This window comes from Actinomycetospora sp. C-140, from assembly GCF_054796175.1.
Genome location: NZ_JBTWNF010000015.1, coordinates 154,163 through 172,700, shown reverse-complemented (window position 1 = coordinate 172,700; position 18,538 = coordinate 154,163). Strand labels below are relative to the sequence as shown.

19 protein-coding genes are annotated in these 18,538 nt (G+C 74.7%); all 19 read left to right on the top strand.

Annotation, left to right across the window (positions count from 1 at the left end; translation table 11 throughout):
* Positions 1–156 precede the first annotated feature (156 nt).
* The 19 genes from ACR9E3_RS23500 (at position 157) to ACR9E3_RS23410 (ending at position 18,522) form a co-directional block, all read left to right on the top strand.
* On the top strand, positions 157–1,860 hold the full coding sequence (locus ACR9E3_RS23500) for a PHA/PHB synthase family protein (RefSeq protein WP_460383020.1): 1,704 nt from the start codon (positions 157–159) through the stop codon (positions 1,858–1,860).
* Positions 1,861–2,034: 174 nt separating this feature from the next.
* Entirely contained in the window at positions 2,035–2,226 is a 192-nt protein-coding gene (locus ACR9E3_RS23495; RefSeq protein ID WP_460383019.1) for a hypothetical protein, read from the top strand.
* Positions 2,227–2,322: 96 nt separating this feature from the next.
* Positions 2,323–2,661 (top strand): hypothetical protein, encoded by a 339-nt coding sequence (locus ACR9E3_RS23490; RefSeq protein ID WP_460383018.1) that lies wholly within the window; start codon positions 2,323–2,325, stop codon positions 2,659–2,661.
* A 19-nt stretch (positions 2,662–2,680) separates the two neighbouring features.
* Positions 2,681–3,079 (top strand): helix-turn-helix domain-containing protein, encoded by a 399-nt coding sequence (locus tag ACR9E3_RS23485; RefSeq protein WP_460383016.1) that lies wholly within the window; start codon positions 2,681–2,683, stop codon positions 3,077–3,079.
* Positions 3,076–3,909, top strand: a complete 834-nt coding sequence (locus ACR9E3_RS23480; RefSeq protein ID WP_460383015.1) for an alpha/beta fold hydrolase — start codon at positions 3,076–3,078, stop codon at positions 3,907–3,909. The genes ACR9E3_RS23485 and ACR9E3_RS23480 overlap by 4 nt, the downstream gene beginning before the upstream one ends.
* A 58-nt stretch (positions 3,910–3,967) precedes the next feature.
* The gene (locus tag ACR9E3_RS23475; RefSeq protein WP_460383014.1) at positions 3,968–5,629 is read left to right on the top strand and encodes a class I adenylate-forming enzyme family protein; all 1,662 of its coding nucleotides are present in this window, start codon (positions 3,968–3,970) and stop codon (positions 5,627–5,629) included.
* A 10-nt stretch (positions 5,630–5,639) separates the two neighbouring features.
* Positions 5,640–6,095: a hypothetical protein gene (locus ACR9E3_RS23470; protein ID WP_285652634.1), complete on the top strand. Its 456-nt coding sequence runs from the start codon at positions 5,640–5,642 to the stop codon at positions 6,093–6,095.
* A 2-nt stretch (positions 6,096–6,097) separates the two neighbouring features.
* Positions 6,098–6,958 carry an Fpg/Nei family DNA glycosylase gene (locus ACR9E3_RS23465; RefSeq protein ID WP_460383013.1) on the top strand — a complete coding sequence of 287 codons (861 nt, stop codon included), beginning with the start codon at positions 6,098–6,100 and terminating at the stop codon, positions 6,956–6,958.
* A gap of 4 nt (positions 6,959–6,962) precedes the next feature.
* On the top strand, positions 6,963–8,165 hold the full coding sequence (locus tag ACR9E3_RS23460; protein ID WP_460383012.1) for a histidine kinase: 1,203 nt from the start codon (positions 6,963–6,965) through the stop codon (positions 8,163–8,165).
* A 20-nt stretch (positions 8,166–8,185) separates the two neighbouring features.
* Positions 8,186–9,067: a S49 family peptidase gene (locus tag ACR9E3_RS23455; protein WP_460383043.1), complete on the top strand. Its 882-nt coding sequence runs from the start codon at positions 8,186–8,188 to the stop codon at positions 9,065–9,067.
* Between the two features lie 93 nt (positions 9,068–9,160).
* The gene (locus ACR9E3_RS23450; RefSeq protein WP_460383011.1) at positions 9,161–10,753 is read left to right on the top strand and encodes a hypothetical protein; all 1,593 of its coding nucleotides are present in this window, start codon (positions 9,161–9,163) and stop codon (positions 10,751–10,753) included.
* A complete protein-coding gene (locus ACR9E3_RS23445; RefSeq protein ID WP_460383010.1) occupies positions 10,750–11,511 on the top strand; it encodes an ESX secretion-associated protein EspG in 762 nt (253 codons plus the stop codon). Before ACR9E3_RS23450 ends, ACR9E3_RS23445 begins: the two co-directional genes overlap by 4 nt.
* The gene (locus ACR9E3_RS23440) at positions 11,508–11,915 is read left to right on the top strand and encodes a hypothetical protein (RefSeq protein WP_460383009.1); all 408 of its coding nucleotides are present in this window, start codon (positions 11,508–11,510) and stop codon (positions 11,913–11,915) included. The genes ACR9E3_RS23445 and ACR9E3_RS23440 overlap by 4 nt, the downstream gene beginning before the upstream one ends.
* 177 nt (positions 11,916–12,092) lie before the next feature.
* Entirely contained in the window at positions 12,093–12,950 is an 858-nt protein-coding gene (locus ACR9E3_RS23435) for a LytR/AlgR family response regulator transcription factor (protein ID WP_460383008.1), read from the top strand.
* Positions 12,947–14,122, top strand: a complete 1,176-nt coding sequence (locus ACR9E3_RS23430; RefSeq protein WP_460383007.1) for a hypothetical protein — start codon at positions 12,947–12,949, stop codon at positions 14,120–14,122. Before ACR9E3_RS23435 ends, ACR9E3_RS23430 begins: the two co-directional genes overlap by 4 nt.
* Positions 14,123–14,129: 7 nt before the next feature.
* Positions 14,130–15,866, top strand: a complete 1,737-nt coding sequence (locus ACR9E3_RS23425) for a sodium/solute symporter (RefSeq protein WP_460383006.1) — start codon at positions 14,130–14,132, stop codon at positions 15,864–15,866.
* A gap of 256 nt (positions 15,867–16,122) precedes the next feature.
* Positions 16,123–16,479: a DUF485 domain-containing protein gene (locus tag ACR9E3_RS23420; protein WP_460383005.1), complete on the top strand. Its 357-nt coding sequence runs from the start codon at positions 16,123–16,125 to the stop codon at positions 16,477–16,479.
* Positions 16,476–18,086, top strand: a complete 1,611-nt coding sequence (locus tag ACR9E3_RS23415) for a solute symporter family protein (RefSeq protein WP_460383004.1) — start codon at positions 16,476–16,478, stop codon at positions 18,084–18,086. The genes ACR9E3_RS23420 and ACR9E3_RS23415 overlap by 4 nt, the downstream gene beginning before the upstream one ends.
* A 97-nt stretch (positions 18,087–18,183) precedes the next feature.
* Positions 18,184–18,522 carry a rhodanese-like domain-containing protein gene (locus ACR9E3_RS23410; RefSeq protein ID WP_460383002.1) on the top strand — a complete coding sequence of 113 codons (339 nt, stop codon included), beginning with the start codon at positions 18,184–18,186 and terminating at the stop codon, positions 18,520–18,522.
* The last annotated feature ends 16 nt before the right edge of the window (positions 18,523–18,538 follow it).

Below are 18,538 nucleotides of genomic sequence, written 5' to 3'. Positions count from 1 at the left end.
GCGGGGCACACTGTCGCTCGGGGCGTGCCAGGTCTGGCACGCCCTGAGGCGTCGACGTGGAGGTTCGCCGACATGACTGTGGAGCACTCGGGAGACGGAGCGCCGCGGAGCTCGACCAGGGAGGTCGGCAGCACCGTTCCGTTCCAGCCCCCGAAGGTGATCGACGTCGCCACGACGCTCGAGTCGGTGGTGCCGGCGGACGTCCTGGCCGAGGTCGACCCGGCCCTGTGGGGCCGCACGGTGGTCCAGGTCGCCCAGGGCCTCGCGACGCACCCGGCGGACGTCGGTCGCGTCGTCGCCGGCCACGCGGCGCTCGCGGCACGGATCGGGACGGCCGCCGTGGCGCGGGCCCTCGGATCGACGGCCGACGGCCCCCTGCCGGTGGAGAAGGACGGCCGGTTCCGCGACACGACGTGGGAGGAGAACCCCGTCTACTGGGGGCTGCGCCAGCAGTACCTCGCGCTCGTCGCCACGCTGCACGATCTCGTCGACGCCGCGGGCCTCGACGAGTCCTCGCGCGAGCGGGCCGAGATGCTCGCCGACGTCCTGGGCAGCGTGCTCTCGCCGACCAACCTGCTGCCCGGCAACCCGGCGGCCCTCAAGCGCGCCTTCGAGACCGGCGGGTCGAGCGTCGTCGCCGGCTTCCGCCAGATGCTCGACGACCTCGCGACCAACCAGGGCCGCCCCCAGCAGGTCGACCGCACGAACCTGCGCGTCGGCCAGGAGCTCGCGGCGACCCCGGGCAAGGTCGTCTACCGCAACCGGCTCATGGAGCTGATCCAGTTCGAGGCGCAGACCGACGAGGTCCACGAGATCCCGATCGTCGTGAGCCCGCCCTGGATCAACAAGTACTACGTCATGGACCTCGCGCCGGGGCGCAGCTTCCTCGAGTGGGCGGTGCAGCACGGCCACACCGTCTTCGTCATCAGCTACCGCGACCCGGACGAGTCCATGGCCGACACCGGCCTGGACGACTACCTCGAGCTCGGCCCGCTCGCCGCGATCGACGTCGCCCAGGAGATCACCGGCGCCGACAGGGTCAACCTCGTCGGGCTGTGCCTCGGCGGGCTGATGGCCACCATCGCCACGGCGATGCTGAACGCCCGCGGCCAGGGCGAGCGCGTCAACTCGCTGACCCTGCAGAACACCCTGCTCGACTACTCCGACCCCGGTCCCGTGGCGAGCTTCGTCGACCCCGAGATCGTCGAGCGGCTCGAGCGCAAGATGGCGAAGACGGGCTACCTGCCGGCCGACTCGATGGCCTCCACGTTCGACCTCCTGCGCGCCAACGACCTGATCTTCAACTACGTCGGGCCGAACTGGCTGGAGGGCAAGGCGCCGCCCGCGTTCGACATCCTCGCGTGGAACTCCGACTCCACGCGGATGCCGGCGAAGATGCACGCCTTCTACCTGCGCCACTTCTACCTGGAGAACGAGCTGGCGCGCGGCGAGCTCGAGCTGCTCGGCGAGCACCTCTCGCTGAAGTCGATCGCGAACGACACGTTCATCGTGGCCGCCGTGAACGACCACATCGCCCCGTGGCGCACGTCGTTCACCTCGACCGGGCTGCTGGGCGGCGACGTCACGTTCACGCTGTCCAACGGCGGGCACATCGCCGGCGTCGTCAACCCGCCCGGCAAGAAGGCCAAGCACTGGATCGGCACCGTCGGCGGCGCCGCCGAGCCCGACCCCGACAGCTGGCTCGCGCGGGCGAGCGAGGTGGCCGCGTCGTGGTGGGAGCCGTGGCGCGACTGGATCGACGAGCGCGGCGGCGGGATGCGCACGCCGCCGCCGGTGGGGTCGACGGAGTACCCCCCGCTCGGTGACGCACCGGGGTCGTACGTGCTCGGCACCGGGTGATCCACGCCGCACCGAGGTTTCGCCCGGGTGACGCTGGGTAACAGGTGGGGTCCACGCGCCGGTCCACGGTTGACGAGCCCGGATGTGGTCGTCACCGTGTTGCGAGGAGCGCAATGCAGGAGCGTCTCTCGCAACCGATCGCCCGTGTCGCCTTCACCACGAGGGTGTTGCCCCATGAACCGCCACGCCTCCGTCGCCCTGCGCCGCAAGGTCGACGACGCCGTCGGCCCCGCCTACGACCAGGTGTTCCTGCGCCTGGATCTCCTCCTCGCGAGCCGGCACGGCCGGTGCGCGTGCGCGTCGTGCTCGTCGCGCGCCACCGAGGAGCGACGGCGCCTGCTGGGATCGCTGCCACCGATGGAGTGAAGGCCCTCCAGGTGGCCGCGATCACCGAGGTCGGGCGTCGGGGCGGCCGTGCTTGGTAAACTGAGCGCCGTCACCGACGACGCGGAGGAACCACCCATGGCCACCCCGACCGCCGACCAGGCCCGCGACCAGGCGCTCGACGTGATCGCCCAGGTCCAGGAGGCGGGGCTGAAGCTCGCCGGCTCCGTCGCCGAGAGCTGGGCGACCGTCCTGCGCGGCGTCCCCGGGATGTCGGGCGTCCTCGGCGCCGACGCCCACCAGGGCGACCTCGCCGCGCGCCTCCCGCAGACCGCCGGGGAGGCCGTCGACCGCTTCTACGACACCGGCGTCCAGGTCCTCGAGGCGCAGCGCTCCGCGGTGCACCACGTGCTCGACGCGGTCGCTCCCCAGCTGCGCGCGATCACGGTCGTCACGCCACCGAGCGCGCGCGGCTGAGCCACCCCGGAGCGGATGAGTGGTCGAGCCGGGCGGGGCGTGGGAGGAACACCGACGTGCGCTGGGCGGGTTCATCCGCAGCCAGCGCAAGCTCGCGCGCCTCTCCCTGCGCCAGCTCTCCGCGCTGACCAACATCTCCAACCCGTACCTGAGCCAGGTCGAGCGGGGGCTGCACGAGCCGTCGGTCCGCGTGCTGCACGCGATCGCGGAGGCCCTCGACATCTCGGCCGAGACCCTGCTCCTGCAGGCGGGCCTGGTCCGTGAACAGGCGGCCGGAGCCGCCGGGGTCGCGCCGGACACGTCCACCGAACGGGCGATCCGTGCCGACCCCCGGCTCTCGGACGCCCAGAAGGAGGCACTGATCTCCGTGTACCGCAGCTACACCGCGGGGACGCCCGACACCGGAGCGATCTCGTGAGCGCCCTCGCCGCCGTCCCCGACCCCGCCCCGGGCCCCGCGCCGGAGGTCGTCACCGACCTCGTGGTCGCCGGGTACCGCGTGCACGTCGCGCACCGGCCGGGCCCGCCCGGCCGGCGCCCGCTGGTGCTGGTCAACGGCATCGGCGCGAGCCTCGAGTTCCTCGACCCGCTCGTCGACGTCCTCGACCCGGACCGTCCCGTCGTGCGCTTCGACGTGCCCGGCATCGGTGGCTCGCCGGTGCCGTGGGCCCCGCTGCCCATGGCCGGCCTCGCCGCCCTGCTGGCGGGGCTGCTCGACCAGCTCGGGTACGCGCGGGCGGACGTCCTCGGCCTGTCCTGGGGCGGCGGGATCGCCCAGCAGTTCGCGCTCCAGCACCCCGACCGGACGGGGCGGCTGGCGCTGGTGAGCACCGGCACCGGCGCGATGATGGTGCCCGCGCGGCTGTCGGTGCTGGCCAAGATGCTGACCCCGCGGCGCTACAACGACCGCGGATACCGGCACGACGCCGGCGCGGAGATCTACGTGGGGGAGGACCAGGAGGCGGTGGACGCCGTCTTCGACCGGGCCCGGCGGGTGTCCGCGCGCGGCTACGTCTACCAGCTGACCGCGCTCCTGACGTGGACGAGCCTGCCGGTGCTGCCGTTCATCGCGGCACCGACGCTCGTGCTCGCCGGGCGGCGCGACCCGGTGATCCCCGTGGTCAACGCCCGGATCATGGGCGCGCTGCTGCCCCGCGCCACCGTGCACCTGCACCCCGGCGGCCACGTCGGCATCCTCACGCGCCCCCGTGAGCTGGGCCCGGTGGTCGAGGACTTCCTGGACAGCTGAGCTCCTGGACAGCTGAGCTCCTGGACAGCTGAACGACTGTTCAGGCAATGTCCGGCCGGTGACCACGACGGCCGGCTGGCGCACCTGGGTCCCCGAACACCTGACCTACCCGGAGGTCCCCGTCGGGGCCCTGCTCGACGGCGCCGCCCGGCGCTACGGGAAGCGGGTGGCGTTCCGCCACCACGACCGGGAGATCACCTTCACCGGGCTCTGGCGGTCGGCCTGCGGCCTCGCGCACCACCTGCACTCCCGCGGCGTCGCACCTGGCGACGTCGTCGGGGTGCACCTGCCCAACGTGCTCTCGTACCCGATCGCCTACTACGGGATCCTGCTGGCCGGTGCGACGTTCACGCCCGTGAGCCCGCAGCTGCCGGCCGAGGGCGTCGCGGGCCAGCTGGCCGACGCGGGGGCCGTCCTCGTGATCGGGCTGCAGGACACCGGCGCCGGCGTCCCGCTGCTCGCCACGGACGGGATCGGGTTCGCGGGGGTCGAGGACGCCGACACCCCGCCCGTCGTCGACCTCGACCCGACTGTCGCCCGCGCCCACCTCGCCTACACCGGCGGGACGACCGGCAGCCCCAAGGGCGTCGTCCTCACCCACGCCAACGTCGTCACCAACGTCCTGCAGTACGCCTGTCACGGCAGCGGCTCGCGGCCCGTGCCGGGGGTCGCCGGCGACGTGGGGCTCGAGCAGATCGGACCGTCCGAGGAGTGGCCGGTCCGGCTCGGCGAGGGCCTCGGGATCGCGGTGGCGCCGTGGTTCCACGCGATGGGCACCATCGGCGGGATCGGCGTCGCGGTGGTCTCGGGCGCGACGAGCGTCGTCCACGAGCGCTTCGACCCCGCCCGCCTCCTCGCCGACGTGGAGACACACCGGGCGACGACGATCTCCGGCGCGCCGCCGCTGTTCCACGCCGTGCTCACCCACCCCGAGGCCGCGGACCGCGACCTCACCTCGGTGCGCACGGTGACCTCGGGGGCCGCGCCGATGCCGCTGGCGCTCGCGCACCGGATCGCCGAGCGCATGCCCGAGGCCGTGATCGTCGAGGGCTACGGCATGACCGAGGCGACGATGGGGCTCACGATGGGCGCGACCGCGCGCTCGGCGCACCGCCGGGTCGGGACGGTCGGCGTCCCGGTGCCCGACACCGAGATCCGGCTCGGCACGCCCGAGGAGCCCGTGGCGCCCGGTGAGGCCGGGGAGGTGTGGGCGCGCGGCCCGCAGGTGATGGCGGGCTACCTGGACCGCCCGGACGCCACGGCCGAGACGCTCGTCGACGGGTGGCTGCGCACCGGTGACGTCGGCGTGGTCGGCGAGGACGGCCAGCTCGAGATCGTCGACCGCGCCAAGGACATGCTGCTCTACAAGGGCTACAACGTGTACCCGCGCGAGCTCGAGGAGCTGCTGGTCGCGCGGCCCGAGGTCGCGTCGGCCGCGGTGGTCGGGCGACCCGACCCCGTCGTCGGGGAGGAGCCGGTCGCCGTCGTCGTGCTCGCGGCCGGCCAGGAGGCGAGCCCCGATCTCGGGGCGGCCCTGGCGGCCGCGCTGGACGAGCACGTCGCCCCCTACAAGCGGCTGCGCGCGGTGCACGTCACCGACGCCCTGCCGGTGTCCGCGGCGGGCAAGGTGCTCAAGCGCGAGCTGCGCGACCAGCTGGGTGGGGACGGAAGCCTGGGCGCGCCCGTCTGGCGCCGTGAGCAGGGCCCCGAGCGGCGCTAGGCTGGCTCCCATGGCCCGGATCCGCATCGTGCGCGCCGCCGACGGACGGCAGTGGATGGTGCGCCAGAAGCTCGAGTGGGTCGACCCCGCCACGGGCGAGGACTTCGAGCACGACATGCAGGGCGGCCGGCTCGCGGCCATCGGCATCGTCTCGATCATGGGTCTGCTCTGGGTCGCCCTGCTGGCGTGGTGGTTCACGGGCAGCCAGGGCGTCGTCGTGCCGTGGTGGGTCTGGCTGATCCTGCTCGCGCTCGCGGCGTTCTTCCCGGGCCGGTGGGTGCTGCGACGGCCGCGCACGCTCGTCGCCGAGACCCCCGGCGGGTCCGACGGCTCCGCGCCCGAGCGCTGGGTCGGCTGGGTGCGCGGCACGGCCGCCGCGCGCGAGGAGATGACCCAGACCATCCGCAGCCTCGAGACCCGGGCGACGCCCGCGTCCCCCGACAGTCCCCTGCAGCCGGTGAGCTAGCCGTGCCCGAGCTGCCCGAGGTCGAGGCCCTCGCCGAGCACCTGCGCACCCACGCGCTCGCCCGGCCCGTGGCGCGCGTCGACCTCGCGAGCATGACCGTGCTCAAGACGTTCGACCCGCCGGTGTCCGCGCTGGTCGGGCGGCTCGTCACCGGAGCGTCGCGGCACGGGAAGTTCCTGGACGTGGAGCTCGACGGGCTCCACCTCGTGATCCATCTGTCGCGGGCGGGCTGGCTGCGCTGGCACGACCAGGCGTCGGCCACCCCGCCGAAGCCCGGCAAGGGCCCGCTCGAGTTCCGCGTGCACCTCGAGACCGTCGGCGGTCCGGGCTTCGACCTCACCGAGGCCGGCACGCAGAAGCGGCTCGCGGTGTACCTCGTGGACGACCCGCAGCAGGTCCCGGGTGTGGCCAAGCTCGGCCCGGACGCGCTGACGATCTCCCGGGCGGAGTTCGGGGAGCTGCTGGCGGGGCGCACCGAGCGGCTCAAGACGCTGATCGTCGACCAGCAGGTGCTCGCCGGCATCGGCAACGCCTACTCCGACGAGATCCTCCACGTCGCGAAGCTCTCGCCGTTCGCCGCCGCGGGCAAGCTCGACGCCGAGGCCGTCGACCGCCTGCACGCCGCGATGGTCGGCGTGCTCTCCGAGGCCGTCGAGCGCGCGGTGGGGCAGGACGCCGCGCGGCTCAAGGGCGAGAAGCGGTCCGGGATGCGCGTCCACGCGCGCACCGGGCTGCCGTGTCCCGTCTGCGGCGACACGGTCCGCGAGGTGTCGTACGCCGAACGGTCCTTCCAGTACTGCCCCACCTGTCAGACACAGGGCCGCGCGCTGGCGGACCGCCGCCTCTCCCGTCTGGTCAAATAGGGCCGTGCCCAGCTGGTTGACCGACGTGCGCCTGATCGCCGCCGTGGCGGTGGTCGTCGCGCTGGTCGTCGCCGTGCTGATCTACCGGCGGGTGAAGCGGCGCAACCAGTTCGCCTCGCCCCTGGAGCGGGCGACGTTCTCGACGCTGCACACGGTGTCGCTGGCGGCCCCCGCGCTGCGCGAGGGTCTGTCGGAGGGGTCGGCGCAGTTCGCCGTGCCCTACCTGCGGACGCTGCTGGACACCGAGGCCCTGTCGATGACCGGCTCCGACTGCGTGCCGCTGGCCTGGGACGGCGAGGCCGAGCACCACAGCCTCGACGTGCGCCAGTACGCCGAGAAGGTCATGCGCACCGGCCGCCAGCAGGTGGCCAGCCGCAAGGACATCGAGTGCGGCTCGCAGGACTGCCCGGTGCGCGGCATCGTCGTCGTGCCCCTCGAGGTCGACGGCAACGTCGCGGGCACGCTGGCCGCGGTCAGCGCGGAGACCCCCGGGCCCGTGCTGCTGCGGGCCTCGGCCGAGGTCGCCCGCTACGTCTCGAGCCAGCTCGAGCTCGCCGACCTCGACGAGTCCCGCGCCCGCCTCAACCGCGCCGAGGTCCGGGCGCTGCGCGCGCAGATCTCGCCGCACTTCATCTACAACGCGCTCAACACCGTCGCCTCGTTCATCCGCACCGACCCCGAGCGGGCCCGCGAGCTGCTCATGGAGTTCGCCGACTTCACCCGCTACTCGTTCCGGCAGGCCGGCGAGTACACGACGCTCGCCGACGAGCTCAAGAACATCGACCGCTACCTGGCCCTGGAGCACGCCCGGTTCGGCAACCGGCTCACGGTGAAGGTCCAGGTCGCGCCCGAGGTGCTCTCGGTGGTGCTGCCGTTCCTCGCGCTGCAGCCGCTGGTGGAGAACGCGGTGCGCCACGGCCTGTCCGGCAAGCCCGGCGGCGGCACCGTGACGCTGACCGCCGAGGACTCCGGCGCCGAGTGCACGATCATCGTCGAGGACGACGGCGTCGGCATGGACCCGAAGGCGCTCAAGGAGGAGAACCGCGACGCGCACCTCTCGGGCGCGCACGTGGGCCTCGGCAACGTCGACGACCGCATGCGCTCGGCGTTCGGGCCGGACTACGGGCTCATCGTGGAGACCGAGCGCGGCGCCGGCACGAAGATCATCCTGCGCGTGCCCAAGTTCCGCGCCGGTGTCCGGGTCTGACTAGCCTCGAGCTCATGAACCTGCGGTTCGGCTCGGCCCTGTCCTCGGTCCTGCCCGGTCCCCTCGCGGCGGCGACCGGCTCACCCACGATCAGCGTGGTGCGGCTCCAGGGCGTGATCGCCGCGACGACCGGCCCGGTGCCGCGCGCCGTCATCAACATCACCGCGGTCGAGGACGCCCTGCGCCGCGCCTTCACGGCCGACCGGGTCCAGGCGGTGGCCCTGGCGATCAACTCGCCGGGCGGCTCGGCCACGCAGTCCGCGCTCGTCGCCGACCGCATCCGGGGCCTCGCCCAGGAGCACGAGGTCCCGGTCCTGGCGTTCTGCGAGGACGTGGCGGCCTCTGGCGGGTACTGGCTCGCCTGCGCCGCCGACGAGATCTACGCGCACCCGACCTCGCTCGTCGGCTCGATCGGCGTCGTCTCGGGCGGGTTCGGGCTCACCGGGCTCATCGAGCGCTACGGCATCGAGCGCCGCCTGCACACCGCGGGTGCGAACAAGGCGCGGCTCGACCCGTTCCAGCCCGAGAAGACCGAGGACGTCGAGTGGCTGCTCGGCATGCAGGGCGAGCTGCACGAGCTGTTCATCGAGTGGGTGCGCTCGCGGCGCGGGACGACCCTCGCCGAGGACGCGGACCTGTTCACCGGCGAGGTCTGGACCGGTCGGCGGGCCAAGGAGCTCGGGCTGATCGACGACCTCGGCACGGCCCGCGACGTCCTCGCCCGCCGCTTCCCCGACGCCGAGCCGGTGACCGTCGAGCCCCGCCGCCCGCTGCTGGCCCGCCTGGGGATCGGGGGCGTCCTGGGCCCGGCGAGCGCCCCCGCCACCACCCTGACCGACCCGCTCGGCGCGGCCCTGGAGTGGGTCGAGCACCGGTCGCTGTGGAGCCGCTTCGGGCTCTGACCCACCACGAACCGGTCGCCACCGTCACCCGGTCCGACCTAGGCTCCCCGGGGTCAGGCCGTCGGAGGAGGTCGGGTCGGGAGGTGGTGGACCGTGCCGGTCCCCGGCGTCCCGTGGGGCGGGCGCGACACGTCGGTGCTCAGCCACGAGCTGATCCACCGCTGGATCCACGACGGCGCCGACCCCGCCGCGCTCGACTCGGCGCGGCAGCGGCACGCCGCGCGCGGCGAGGAGCTCCGGGCCGCCGCGCAGCGTTTGGAGCGCGCCCACGGGCAGCTGGGGGCGTCCTGGCGGGGTCGGGACGCCGACGCCGCGGCCTCGCACGTGCGCACGCTCGTCGCGCGGATGAGCCGGCTCGGGGACGCCGTCACCGGACAGGCCGGGAGCCTGCAAGGGGTCCGTGACGCCCTCGCGCGCGTCCAGTCGCTCGTGGGGCCGCCGCGCCCGCCCGCCGTGCCCGTGCTGGGTGCCTCACCCGCGACGCCCGGCCTCGCGGGCGCCCTCGCCGGTGGCGGGCCCGCGGACGGCTTCGGGGCCTTCCAGGCCGCGCAGGCCGAGGAGCGATCCGCCCAGGACGCGTACCGGGCCTACCTCGCCGAGACCGGGCAGGCGGCGCGCCGGGCGCCGTCGGCGGTCGACGGGCTCGCGGGGCGGGCGACGGTCGGCGCCGGCCCGCAGCCACCCGTCGCCCGCGCCGGCCCGCCCGCGACCGCGATGCGCCCGGAGGGCGCGGCCGGGCCGCGCGGCGGGGTCCTCGCCCGGGCGGCGGGACCGGCGGGCACGCCGGGGGCCGGGCGCGCCGGTCCGCTGCCGCCGGGCGGGGGCCCGGCCGGGCGCGGCGGTGCCGTGCCCGGCGGTCCCGGTGGTGCCCGTCCGGCGGGAGCTGGCGATCCCGGGGCCCGTCCCGGCGCGGTGGGCCGCTTCGTCTCGCGGCTGCTCGGCGGGGGACCGGGTGCGGGCGCCGCGGCCGGTCCGGGGGGTGGTCCCGCCGGCCCCGGCGGCACACCTCCCGGCGCGGCGGCCCGGGGCCCGGGCGGCTCCGGGGGTCCGACGGAGCCGGGCACCGCCGGCCCGCGCGGTGCCGCCGGCGCGGCGTCCCGCGGGCCCGGGGCCCCGGTCGCGGCCCCCGCGCCGACCGCCGCCGACCGCCTCGTCGGCGGCCCGGTCCGTGGGGGCGCCGGTCCGCGCGACCCGCGGGACGACCGTCGCGGGCGGTCCGACGATCTGGCGCCCGGCCGGACCGGCGAGAGCAGCGAGAGCGGCGGGCCTGGTGGGCCTGATGGGCCTGGTGAGAGCGACGAGACCGGCGGGCACGGCGCCGCGAGGTCCCCGTCGCCGGACACGCACGACTCCGACCGGCCCGGCACCGCACCCGCACTCGGGGGCGGCGCGACGGTCGGCGCGGCGGACCCCGCCGGGCCCTCGCCCACGGCGCCCGGGCACACCGGGGGAGCCGTCACCCCGGCCGGTCCCGCGCACCCGGGCGGCGACGTGCCGCTCGTGCCGCCGGTCGCCGGTACACCGGCCGGCACAGCCGCCGGTGCGGGTCCCTCGGGCGTGCGCCACCCCGAGTACCTCGTCGACGCCGACCCCTGGCGCGACCCCGCCGACGACCCGGACGACCGCCGTCTCGTCACGCCCCCGGTGATCGGGGAGCAGGACAGCCGAGATCCGGGTGGCGGATGACCGGTGTCGTGCTCGACCGCCACGAGCTGCTCTGGGTCCTCGAGCAGTGCGGCGCGGGGTGGCCCTACCCGCTGCGCCCGGCGCACTGGTCGGCCGAGACCGACGAGGAGGTCCGGCGCCACCGCCACGCCACCGAGCAGGCCCTGCGCGCCCGCGGCCTGCTCGAGCCGGCCCCGGCGCGGATGCTGCTCGACGCCGGGCAGGCCGCGGCCGGCTGGGTGCTCGCCGTCGACCTGGTCCGGCGCGATCCGGCCGACCCGCGCGCGGCCGTGGCGCTGACCGACGGGAGGACCGCGGCCGTGCTCGACTCGCCGGAGCACGCGGCCGCGCCGGTGCGGGTGACGCCGTGCGCGCCGGACGGGCTGGCCGAGGCGGTCTTCGCCCTCGTCCCCGCCGTCCCGCCCGGTGCGGGGCCCGCCGTGCCCGTCCCGGACGGCACGGTCCCGGCCGACCTCCCCGCCACGCGGCGCGCGGCACGCGCCCGCGACGTCGCCGAGGACCTGCTCGCGACCGTCACCGCCGTCTCCCAGGTGGGCGTCGCCGAGCGCCGTGACGGCACGCCCCGCCGGATCGCCGCGCCCCTGTGCTGGCTCGACGGGCCGCGCGGGCGGCACGTCCTGCGCCCGCCCGCGCCCCCGAACCGGGCGCCGCGTCCGGCGCTGCTGGTTCCGGCGACCGGCGGACAACTGCTGGCCGACGTCCGTACCGTGCTGGCCGACGCGGTCGTGCCGCGTCCGCCGGGAAGGAGCACCGCATGAGCGCGTCGCCGGGGTCGGGGCCACCGACCGGTGATGGTGGCGGTGGCGGTCGTGGTGGCGGTCGTGGCGGCGAGGCCGCCATGCGGCCCGACGAGGCGCGGGCCTTCGCCGGCAAGGTCGACGCCCTCTCCCACGGCGTCGCGGAGGCGCAGGCGGCGCTCGACGGCCTGGGCGCCGAGTCCCTGGCCGTGGGCTCCGGGGAGGACAACGCGGCCATCGCCGCCTGGTACCGCGAGCTCGTGACGTCCGACACGGTGCCCGCGGCCCGGGCCCTCGCCGACGAGCTCGGCGAGCTGCGCCGCGCCGTGCGCGAGAGCGCCGCCGCGTGGGAGCACACGGATGCCGGAGCCGCCGCGACCTACCGGGCGGAACCGGGCGCCGACCCCGGTCCGACGACCCCGTGAGCCCCCGCTCCGACCTCGCCCGGAGCAGCGCCGACCCCCCGATCGAGTGATCCGTCCCGGCGACACCCCGAGCGATCCGCGCCACGCCGTGCACACACGGAGGGGCACGGCAGGGTGGCGAGCCGATCGGGTCCTATCGTGGACGTGCGAACCCCGGCTGGGCAGGATGGCGTGGCAGTGAACACGAGTGAGAACGACGGCCTCGTAGTACTCGCCGTCGACGACGAAGAACCGGCGCTCATGGAGCTCGCCTATCTGCTGGAGCAGGACCAGCGGGTGGGCACCGTGCTGCGGGCCTCCGACTCGATCTCCGCGCTGCGGATCCTGACCGGCGGCGACCGGGTGGACCTCGGCGGCTTCTCGGGGGGCACGCCGCCCACCGGGCTGCCGGCGCCCGCCAAGCAGTCGGACGTCGACGTGCTCTTCCTCGACATCCGCATGCCGGGTCTCGACGGCCTGGAGCTCGCGAACGTGCTCTCCCGCTACGTCATCCCGCCGTCGGTCGTGTTCGTCACCGCGCACGACGACCGCGCGGTGGAGGCCTTCGACGTGGGCGCGGTCGACTACCTGCTCAAGCCGCTGCGTCCCGAGCGCCTCTACGCGTCGTTGTCGCGCATCCTGTCCTCGCGCGGCACCACCGTGCCGGTGGAGCCCGCCGCCGACGAGGAGAGCGACGACGAGGTGATCCCCGTCGAGCTCGCGGGCACCACCAAGCTGGTGCAGCGCTCGACCGTGCGCTGGGTGGAGGCGCAGGGCGACTACGCGCGCCTGCACACCACCGAGGGCAGCCACCTCGTGCGCATCCCGCTCTCGGTGCTCGAGGAGCGGTGGTCGGACGCCGGGTTCGTGCGCATCCACCGCTCGTACCTCGTCGCGCTGCCGCTGATCACCGAGCTGCGCCTCGCCGGGTCCGGCTACGTCGTGCGCCTGGGCACCGGCGGCGACGTCGCGGAGCTGCCCGTCAGCCGCCGGCACACCCGCGAGCTGAAGGACCGTCTCGTCCGGTCGACGAAACAGGCCTGGGGCCGACGATGACCTCTCCCGGCGGTCCGGCGCGGGCCTCGGGCCCCGTCCCGGGGGCCGCCGGGACGGACAGCTCCACCGACGGGGACACCTCCGGGCCGGCGGTCGCCGCCGACACGCTGCGCCCGGTCCCCGACGGTCCGGCGGGCACCGACGGCACCGACGGCACCGGGGGCCCGGAACCCACCGACGGCACCGACGGCACCGACGGGCCCGATCCCGAGCCCACCTCCGCGCCCGACCCCGCCCCCTCCGCAGGGGAGGGGGACGGCTCCTGGCCGGGCAGCGGCCCCGACACCGGGACGGTCCGCCGCTCGCGGCCGTCGCGGTCCCCACGGGCGGGCGTCGGGGTCCCCACGCCGCCGAGCCCGATGAACGCGGCCACCGGCCCGACCGCGGGCCTCCTGACGAGCGCCCCGCCCGACGGCACGGGCGACCCGGCCGCCGGCGGCGCGCCGTCCGGCCCCGCCGAGCCGCCCCGCCGGCCGGTGCCGCCGACCTTCCCCTCCGCCGGGCAGCCGCCGCCGGGGGTCGCGCGGCGGCACGGACGGCACGCGCGGCCCGAGCGCGTCGGCGCCTCGGTCCACACCCCGCCCTCGGGCTACCGCCCCCGCCACGCCGCGCCCGATGCCGAGACCGAGCAGTTCGCGGCGACACCTGTCACCGGCCCCGGCGGGATCGGGCCGATGCCGTTGACGGCGGGCGTCGAGGCCGAGCGCGCGGGCGCAGGCGCCGCCTCGGTGCCGGACCTCCACGGGACCGCCAGCACGGCGCTGCACACCGGCCCCGGCGTGGTGGTCCCGCCGCTCCCGGACACCGCGGAGGGCCAGTCCGACCGCGTGCGGGTGGTCCTCGCCGAGCGCCGCGTGCCGACGCGGGCGGTGCGCACCGTCGCCGAGATCGAGCAGCAGACCGAGACCGGCGAGCTGCTGCTGCGCAACCTCCTGCGCGCGCAGCTCGCGCTCGGCCTGCGCCTGGGCCTGGTCGCCGTGTTCGTGTTGGGTGCGCTGCCGATCCTGTTCCTCGTCGTGCCGCGCGCGGGCACGGTCGAGATCGCCGGGGTGACGCTGCCCTGGCTCGTGCTGGGCGTGCTGCCCTACCCGTTCATGCTGGCCCTGGCCTGGCTGTACACCCGCACCGCGGAGAGCAACGAGCTCGACTTCGCCGACAACGTCGAGGACTGAGCGGACAGTGGGCATCGCGGGGATCGTCGCGCTCGTCGCGATCGTGCTGGTCGGTGTCGTCACGATCGTCATCGGCTCGCTGGGCGTGCGGGTCGCCCGCACCACGGACGACTTCCTGGCCGCGTCGCGCACCGTCGGCACCCGGGCGAACGCCGCGGCCATCTCCGGGCAGTACCTCTCCGCGGCGTCGTTCCTGGGCATCGCGGGGATCGTCCTCAAGGACGGTGTCGACGGGCTCTGGTACCCGGTCGGCTTCACCGCGGGCTACCTCGCGCTGCTGTTCTTCGTCGCCGCCCCGCTGCGCCGCTCGGGCGCCTACACGGTGCCCGACTTCGCCGAGGTCCGGCTCGACTCGACGCTCCTGCGCACCGTCACCACCTGGTTCGTCGTGCTCATCGGCTGGCTCTACCTGCTCCCGCAGCTGCAGGCCGCCGGGCTCGCGCTGACCGTGCTGACCACGGCGCCGACGTGGGTCGGCGTCGTCGCGGTCGGGCTCGTCGTCACCGCGAGCGTCACCTTCGGCGGGATGCGCTCGATGACGTTCGTCCAGGCCTTCCAGTACTGGCTCAAGCTCACCGCGCTCGCCGTCCCCGCCCTGGTGGTGCTCGGGGTGTTCGTCCTCGGTCCCACGCGTGACGCCGCGCCCGCGCCGCCCGTGTTCACCGACGCCACCACCGTGGACGTCAGCACCCCGGTGACGCTGCAGGTCGGCGCGCCGGTCGAGGTCGGCGTGCGGGGCGAGGTGGACGGGACGAGGATCAACGGGCAGGTCTCGTGGGCGCCCGGCCCGCACCGCGTCGACACCGGCACGACCCTGCGCTTCCCCGCGGGCGCGGCGGTCCCCGTGGTCTCCGACGCCGACCCGGACCAGGCCTCGTGGTCGGCGCCGCTGACCGGCACGGGCGAGGGGCACTCGCTGCTCGCGACCTACTCGCTCGTCCTGGCGCTGCTGCTGGGCACGATGGGTCTGCCGCACGTGCTCGTGCGCTTCTACACGAATCCCGACGGGCGGGCCGCGCGCCGCACCACCGTGGTGGTGCTCGCGATGCTCGGCGGGTTCTACCTGCTGCCGGTGCTGCTCGGGGCCCTGTCGCGGTTCTACGTGCCCCAGTTGCTGGTCACCGGACAGACCGATGCGGCGGTCCTCCTGATCCCGACCGCGGCCCTGCCGGGGTGGACCGGGATCGCCCTCGCGGCCCTCGTCGCGGCCGGCGCGTTCGCCGCGTTCCTCTCCACCTCCTCCGGTCTGTTGCTCTCCGTGGCCGGTGTGCTCTCCACCGACCTGCTGCCCCGCCGATTGGGTGACTTCCGGATCGCCGCCCACGTGGCCGGCGCGGTGCCGATCGTGGCGGCCCTCGGCGCCACGCGTCTCGACTTCTCGCTGACCGTCTCCCTGGCCTTCGCCCTCGCGGCGTCGACGTTCTGTCCCCTGCTCGTGCTCGGCATCTGGTGGAAGGGCCTCACCGACCGGGGCGCCGTCGTGGGCATGCTCGTGGGGGGCGGCCTGGCGACGCTCGCGGTCGGATCGACCCTCGCGGGGGTGGCCCCGGGCGGCTGGGTCGGGGTCCTGCTCGCCCGGCCCGCGCTCGTCACGGTCCCCCTGACGTTCCTGGTCATGGTGCTCGTGAGCCGCTCGACGCCGCACCGCGTCCCCGCCAACACCGGGCGCACGCTGCTGCGCCTGCACGCGCCCGAGCGCCTGGGTCTGGGCGACGCCCGGCGCGGCACGCGCTCGTCCTCCTGAGCGCGACACACCCCCACCGGAGCCCGGGCGACCGACCCCGTCCCGTAGCCTCCCGGCGACGCTGCGTGCACAGTCGGCACGGACCGTGACTTTCGGGATGAACCGGACGGGCGGGACGAAGTCGGGTGGGGGCTCGCGGCGGAGCAGCACGTGAAGTCGCTGTGAGTAGTCACACGAAAGGAGTAATAAGTGTGATGCCCGGCAGATTAAGGTTCGCCCCGATCGTGACAGCGACGGACAAACCCGCGGAGACCTCGTGAGTGCCACCGACGAAACGCCGGGAGGGTCGAGCGCTCTCGACACCCCGACGCCCTACGAGGAGATGCAGCGCTCCCCGGAGTTCAGCTCGCTGCGGCGCCGCTGGCGCGGCTACATCTTCCTGATGAGCGGGCTCTTCCTGGCCTGGTTCCTCGTCTACGTCCTGCTGTCGGACTTCGCCCACGGCTTCGTGAACACGACCATCGGCGGCACCAACTTCACGGTCGGCCTCGTGCTGGGGCTGCTGCAGTTCGTGTCGACCTTCGTGATCACGACGTTGTACGTGCGGTTCGCCGACAAGAACCTCGACCCCGACGCCGAGGCGCTGCGCCACCGCGTGGAGGAGAAGCTGTGACCAGTTCGGTCGGGAGCCCCGCGCTCAACATCGGCATCTTCGCGCTGTTCGTCGTCGTGACCCTGCTGATCGTCTACCGGGTCAGCCGCTCGTCGGACAGCGCGTCGGACTACTACGCCGCCGGCAGCTCGTTCACCGGCCCGCAGAACGGCATCGCGATCTCCGGGGACTACCTCTCCGCGGCGTCGTTCCTCGGCATCGCCGGCGCCATCGCCGTCTACGGCTACGACGGCTTCCTGTACTCGATCGGCTTCCTCGTCGCGTGGCTGACCGCGCTGCTGCTGGTGGCCGAGCTCCTGCGCAACGTCGGCCGCTTCACCATGGGCGACGTCCTGAGCTTCCGGATGCGCCAGCGCCCGGTGCGGGCGGCGGCCGCGGTGTCGACGTTGCTCGTGTCGTTCTTCTACCTGCTGGCCCAGATGGCCGGCGCCGGCGGCCTGATCTCGCTGCTGCTCGGCGTCAAGAACACCCCGGGGACGCCGTTCGACGGCCAGTCGCTGGTCATCGCCGTCGTCGGCATCCTCATGGTCGTCTACGTGCTCTACGGCGGGATGCGCGGCACCACCTGGGTGCAGATCATCAAGGCGACGCTGCTGGTCATCGGCGCCGCGGTGATCACGGTCTGGGTGCTCGGCCTCGTCGGGTTCAACCTGTCCGAGCTCATCGGCCAGGCGAGCGCGAACGCCGGCAAGCCGCTGCAGGACGCCGGCAACCAGTACGGCTCGACGCTCACCAAGCAGATGAACTTCCTGTCGCTGGCCGTCGCGCTGGTGCTGGGGACCGCGGGCCTGCCGCACATCCTCATGCGCTTCTACACCGTGCCGACCGCCAAGGAGGCGCGTCGCTCGGTGCAGTGGGCGATCTGGATCATCGGCATCTTCTACCTGTTCACCCTGGTGATCGGGTACGGCGCTGCGGCGCTGCTGCCGAAGGGGACCGTCTCGGCGCAGAAGAACAACGTCAACGACGCGGCCCCGCTGCTGGCCTACCAGATCGGCGGCACGCTGCTGCTCGGCATCATCTCGGCGATCGCCTTCGCGACGATCCTCGCCGTGGTGGCCGGGCTGACGATCACCTCCGCCGCCTCGTTCGCGCACGACATCTACGCGAACGTGATGAAGGGCGGCAAGCCCGAGCCGGGCATGGAGGTCAAGGTGGCGCGTCGGACGGCGCTGGTCGTCGGCGTCGTCGCCATCCTCGGCGGCATCCTCGCCAACGGTCAGAACGTGGCGTTCCTCGTGTCGCTGGCCTTCGCGGTCGCGGCGTCGGCGAACCTCCCGACGCTGCTGTACTCGCTGTTCTGGAGGCGCTTCAACACCACGGGCGCGCTCTGGAGCATGTACGGCGGCCTGGGGGTCTGCATCGTGCTGATCATCTTCTCGCCGGTCGTCTCGGGGTCCTCCACCGCGATCTTCGGCGAGAGCACCGACTTCGCCCTGTTCCCGCTGGAGAACCCGGGCCTCGTCTCGATCCCGCTGTCGTTCATCCTCGGGATCGTCGGCACCTACGTCGGCGGCGGCCAGCCCGACGACGAGGCCAAGTACGCGGAGATGGAGGTGCGCTCGATGACCGGGGCGGGTTCGTCCCGCACGGCCGTCGACCACTGAGCGGACCCGCTCGCCAGGCCCACGGAGCCCGTCTCCCCCTCGGGGGAGGCGGGCTCCGTCGTGCCGCCTCATGGCCATCCCACGGCGACGTGATGTGATGGTGGTCGTGAGCCACCCAGGACTGCCCTCGGTCGGCCCCGGTGAGATCCCGGCCGGGTCGACGCTGCTGGACGTGCGCGAGGACGACGAGTGGGTCGCGGGACACGCGCCCGAGGCCGTGCACCTGCCGATGTCGCAGCTCACCGCCCGTCTCGACGAGGTCCCGGCCGGGCCGCTGGCCGTGGTCTGCAAGGTCGGCGGCCGCTCGGCCCAGGTCACGGCGTTCCTCGCCCAGCGCGGCCACGAGGTGGTCAACGTCAGCGGCGGCATGCTGGCCTGGGAGGCCGAGGGGCGACCGATGACGAGCGAGGGCGCCGGCCCCGCGGCCGTGGTCTGAGGTGGTCTGAGGTGGT

Excerpts from the sequence above, each read along its gene's own strand:
- ACR9E3_RS23495 (WP_460383019.1), top strand. The coding sequence starts at position 2,035 with ATGAACCGCCACGCCTCCGTCGCCCTGCGCCGCAAGGTCGACGACGCC.
- ACR9E3_RS23470 (WP_285652634.1), top strand. The coding sequence starts at position 5,640 with ATGGCCCGGATCCGCATCGTGCGCGCCGCCGACGGACGGCAGTGGATG.
- ACR9E3_RS23430 (WP_460383007.1), top strand. The coding sequence starts at position 12,947 with ATGACCTCTCCCGGCGGTCCGGCGCGGGCCTCGGGCCCCGTCCCGGGG.
- ACR9E3_RS23445 (WP_460383010.1), top strand. The coding sequence starts at position 10,750 with ATGACCGGTGTCGTGCTCGACCGCCACGAGCTGCTCTGGGTCCTCGAG.
- ACR9E3_RS23440 (WP_460383009.1), top strand. The coding sequence starts at position 11,508 with ATGAGCGCGTCGCCGGGGTCGGGGCCACCGACCGGTGATGGTGGCGGT.
- ACR9E3_RS23490 (WP_460383018.1), top strand. The coding sequence starts at position 2,323 with ATGGCCACCCCGACCGCCGACCAGGCCCGCGACCAGGCGCTCGACGTG.
- ACR9E3_RS23410 (WP_460383002.1), top strand. The coding sequence starts at position 18,184 with ATGGTGGTCGTGAGCCACCCAGGACTGCCCTCGGTCGGCCCCGGTGAG.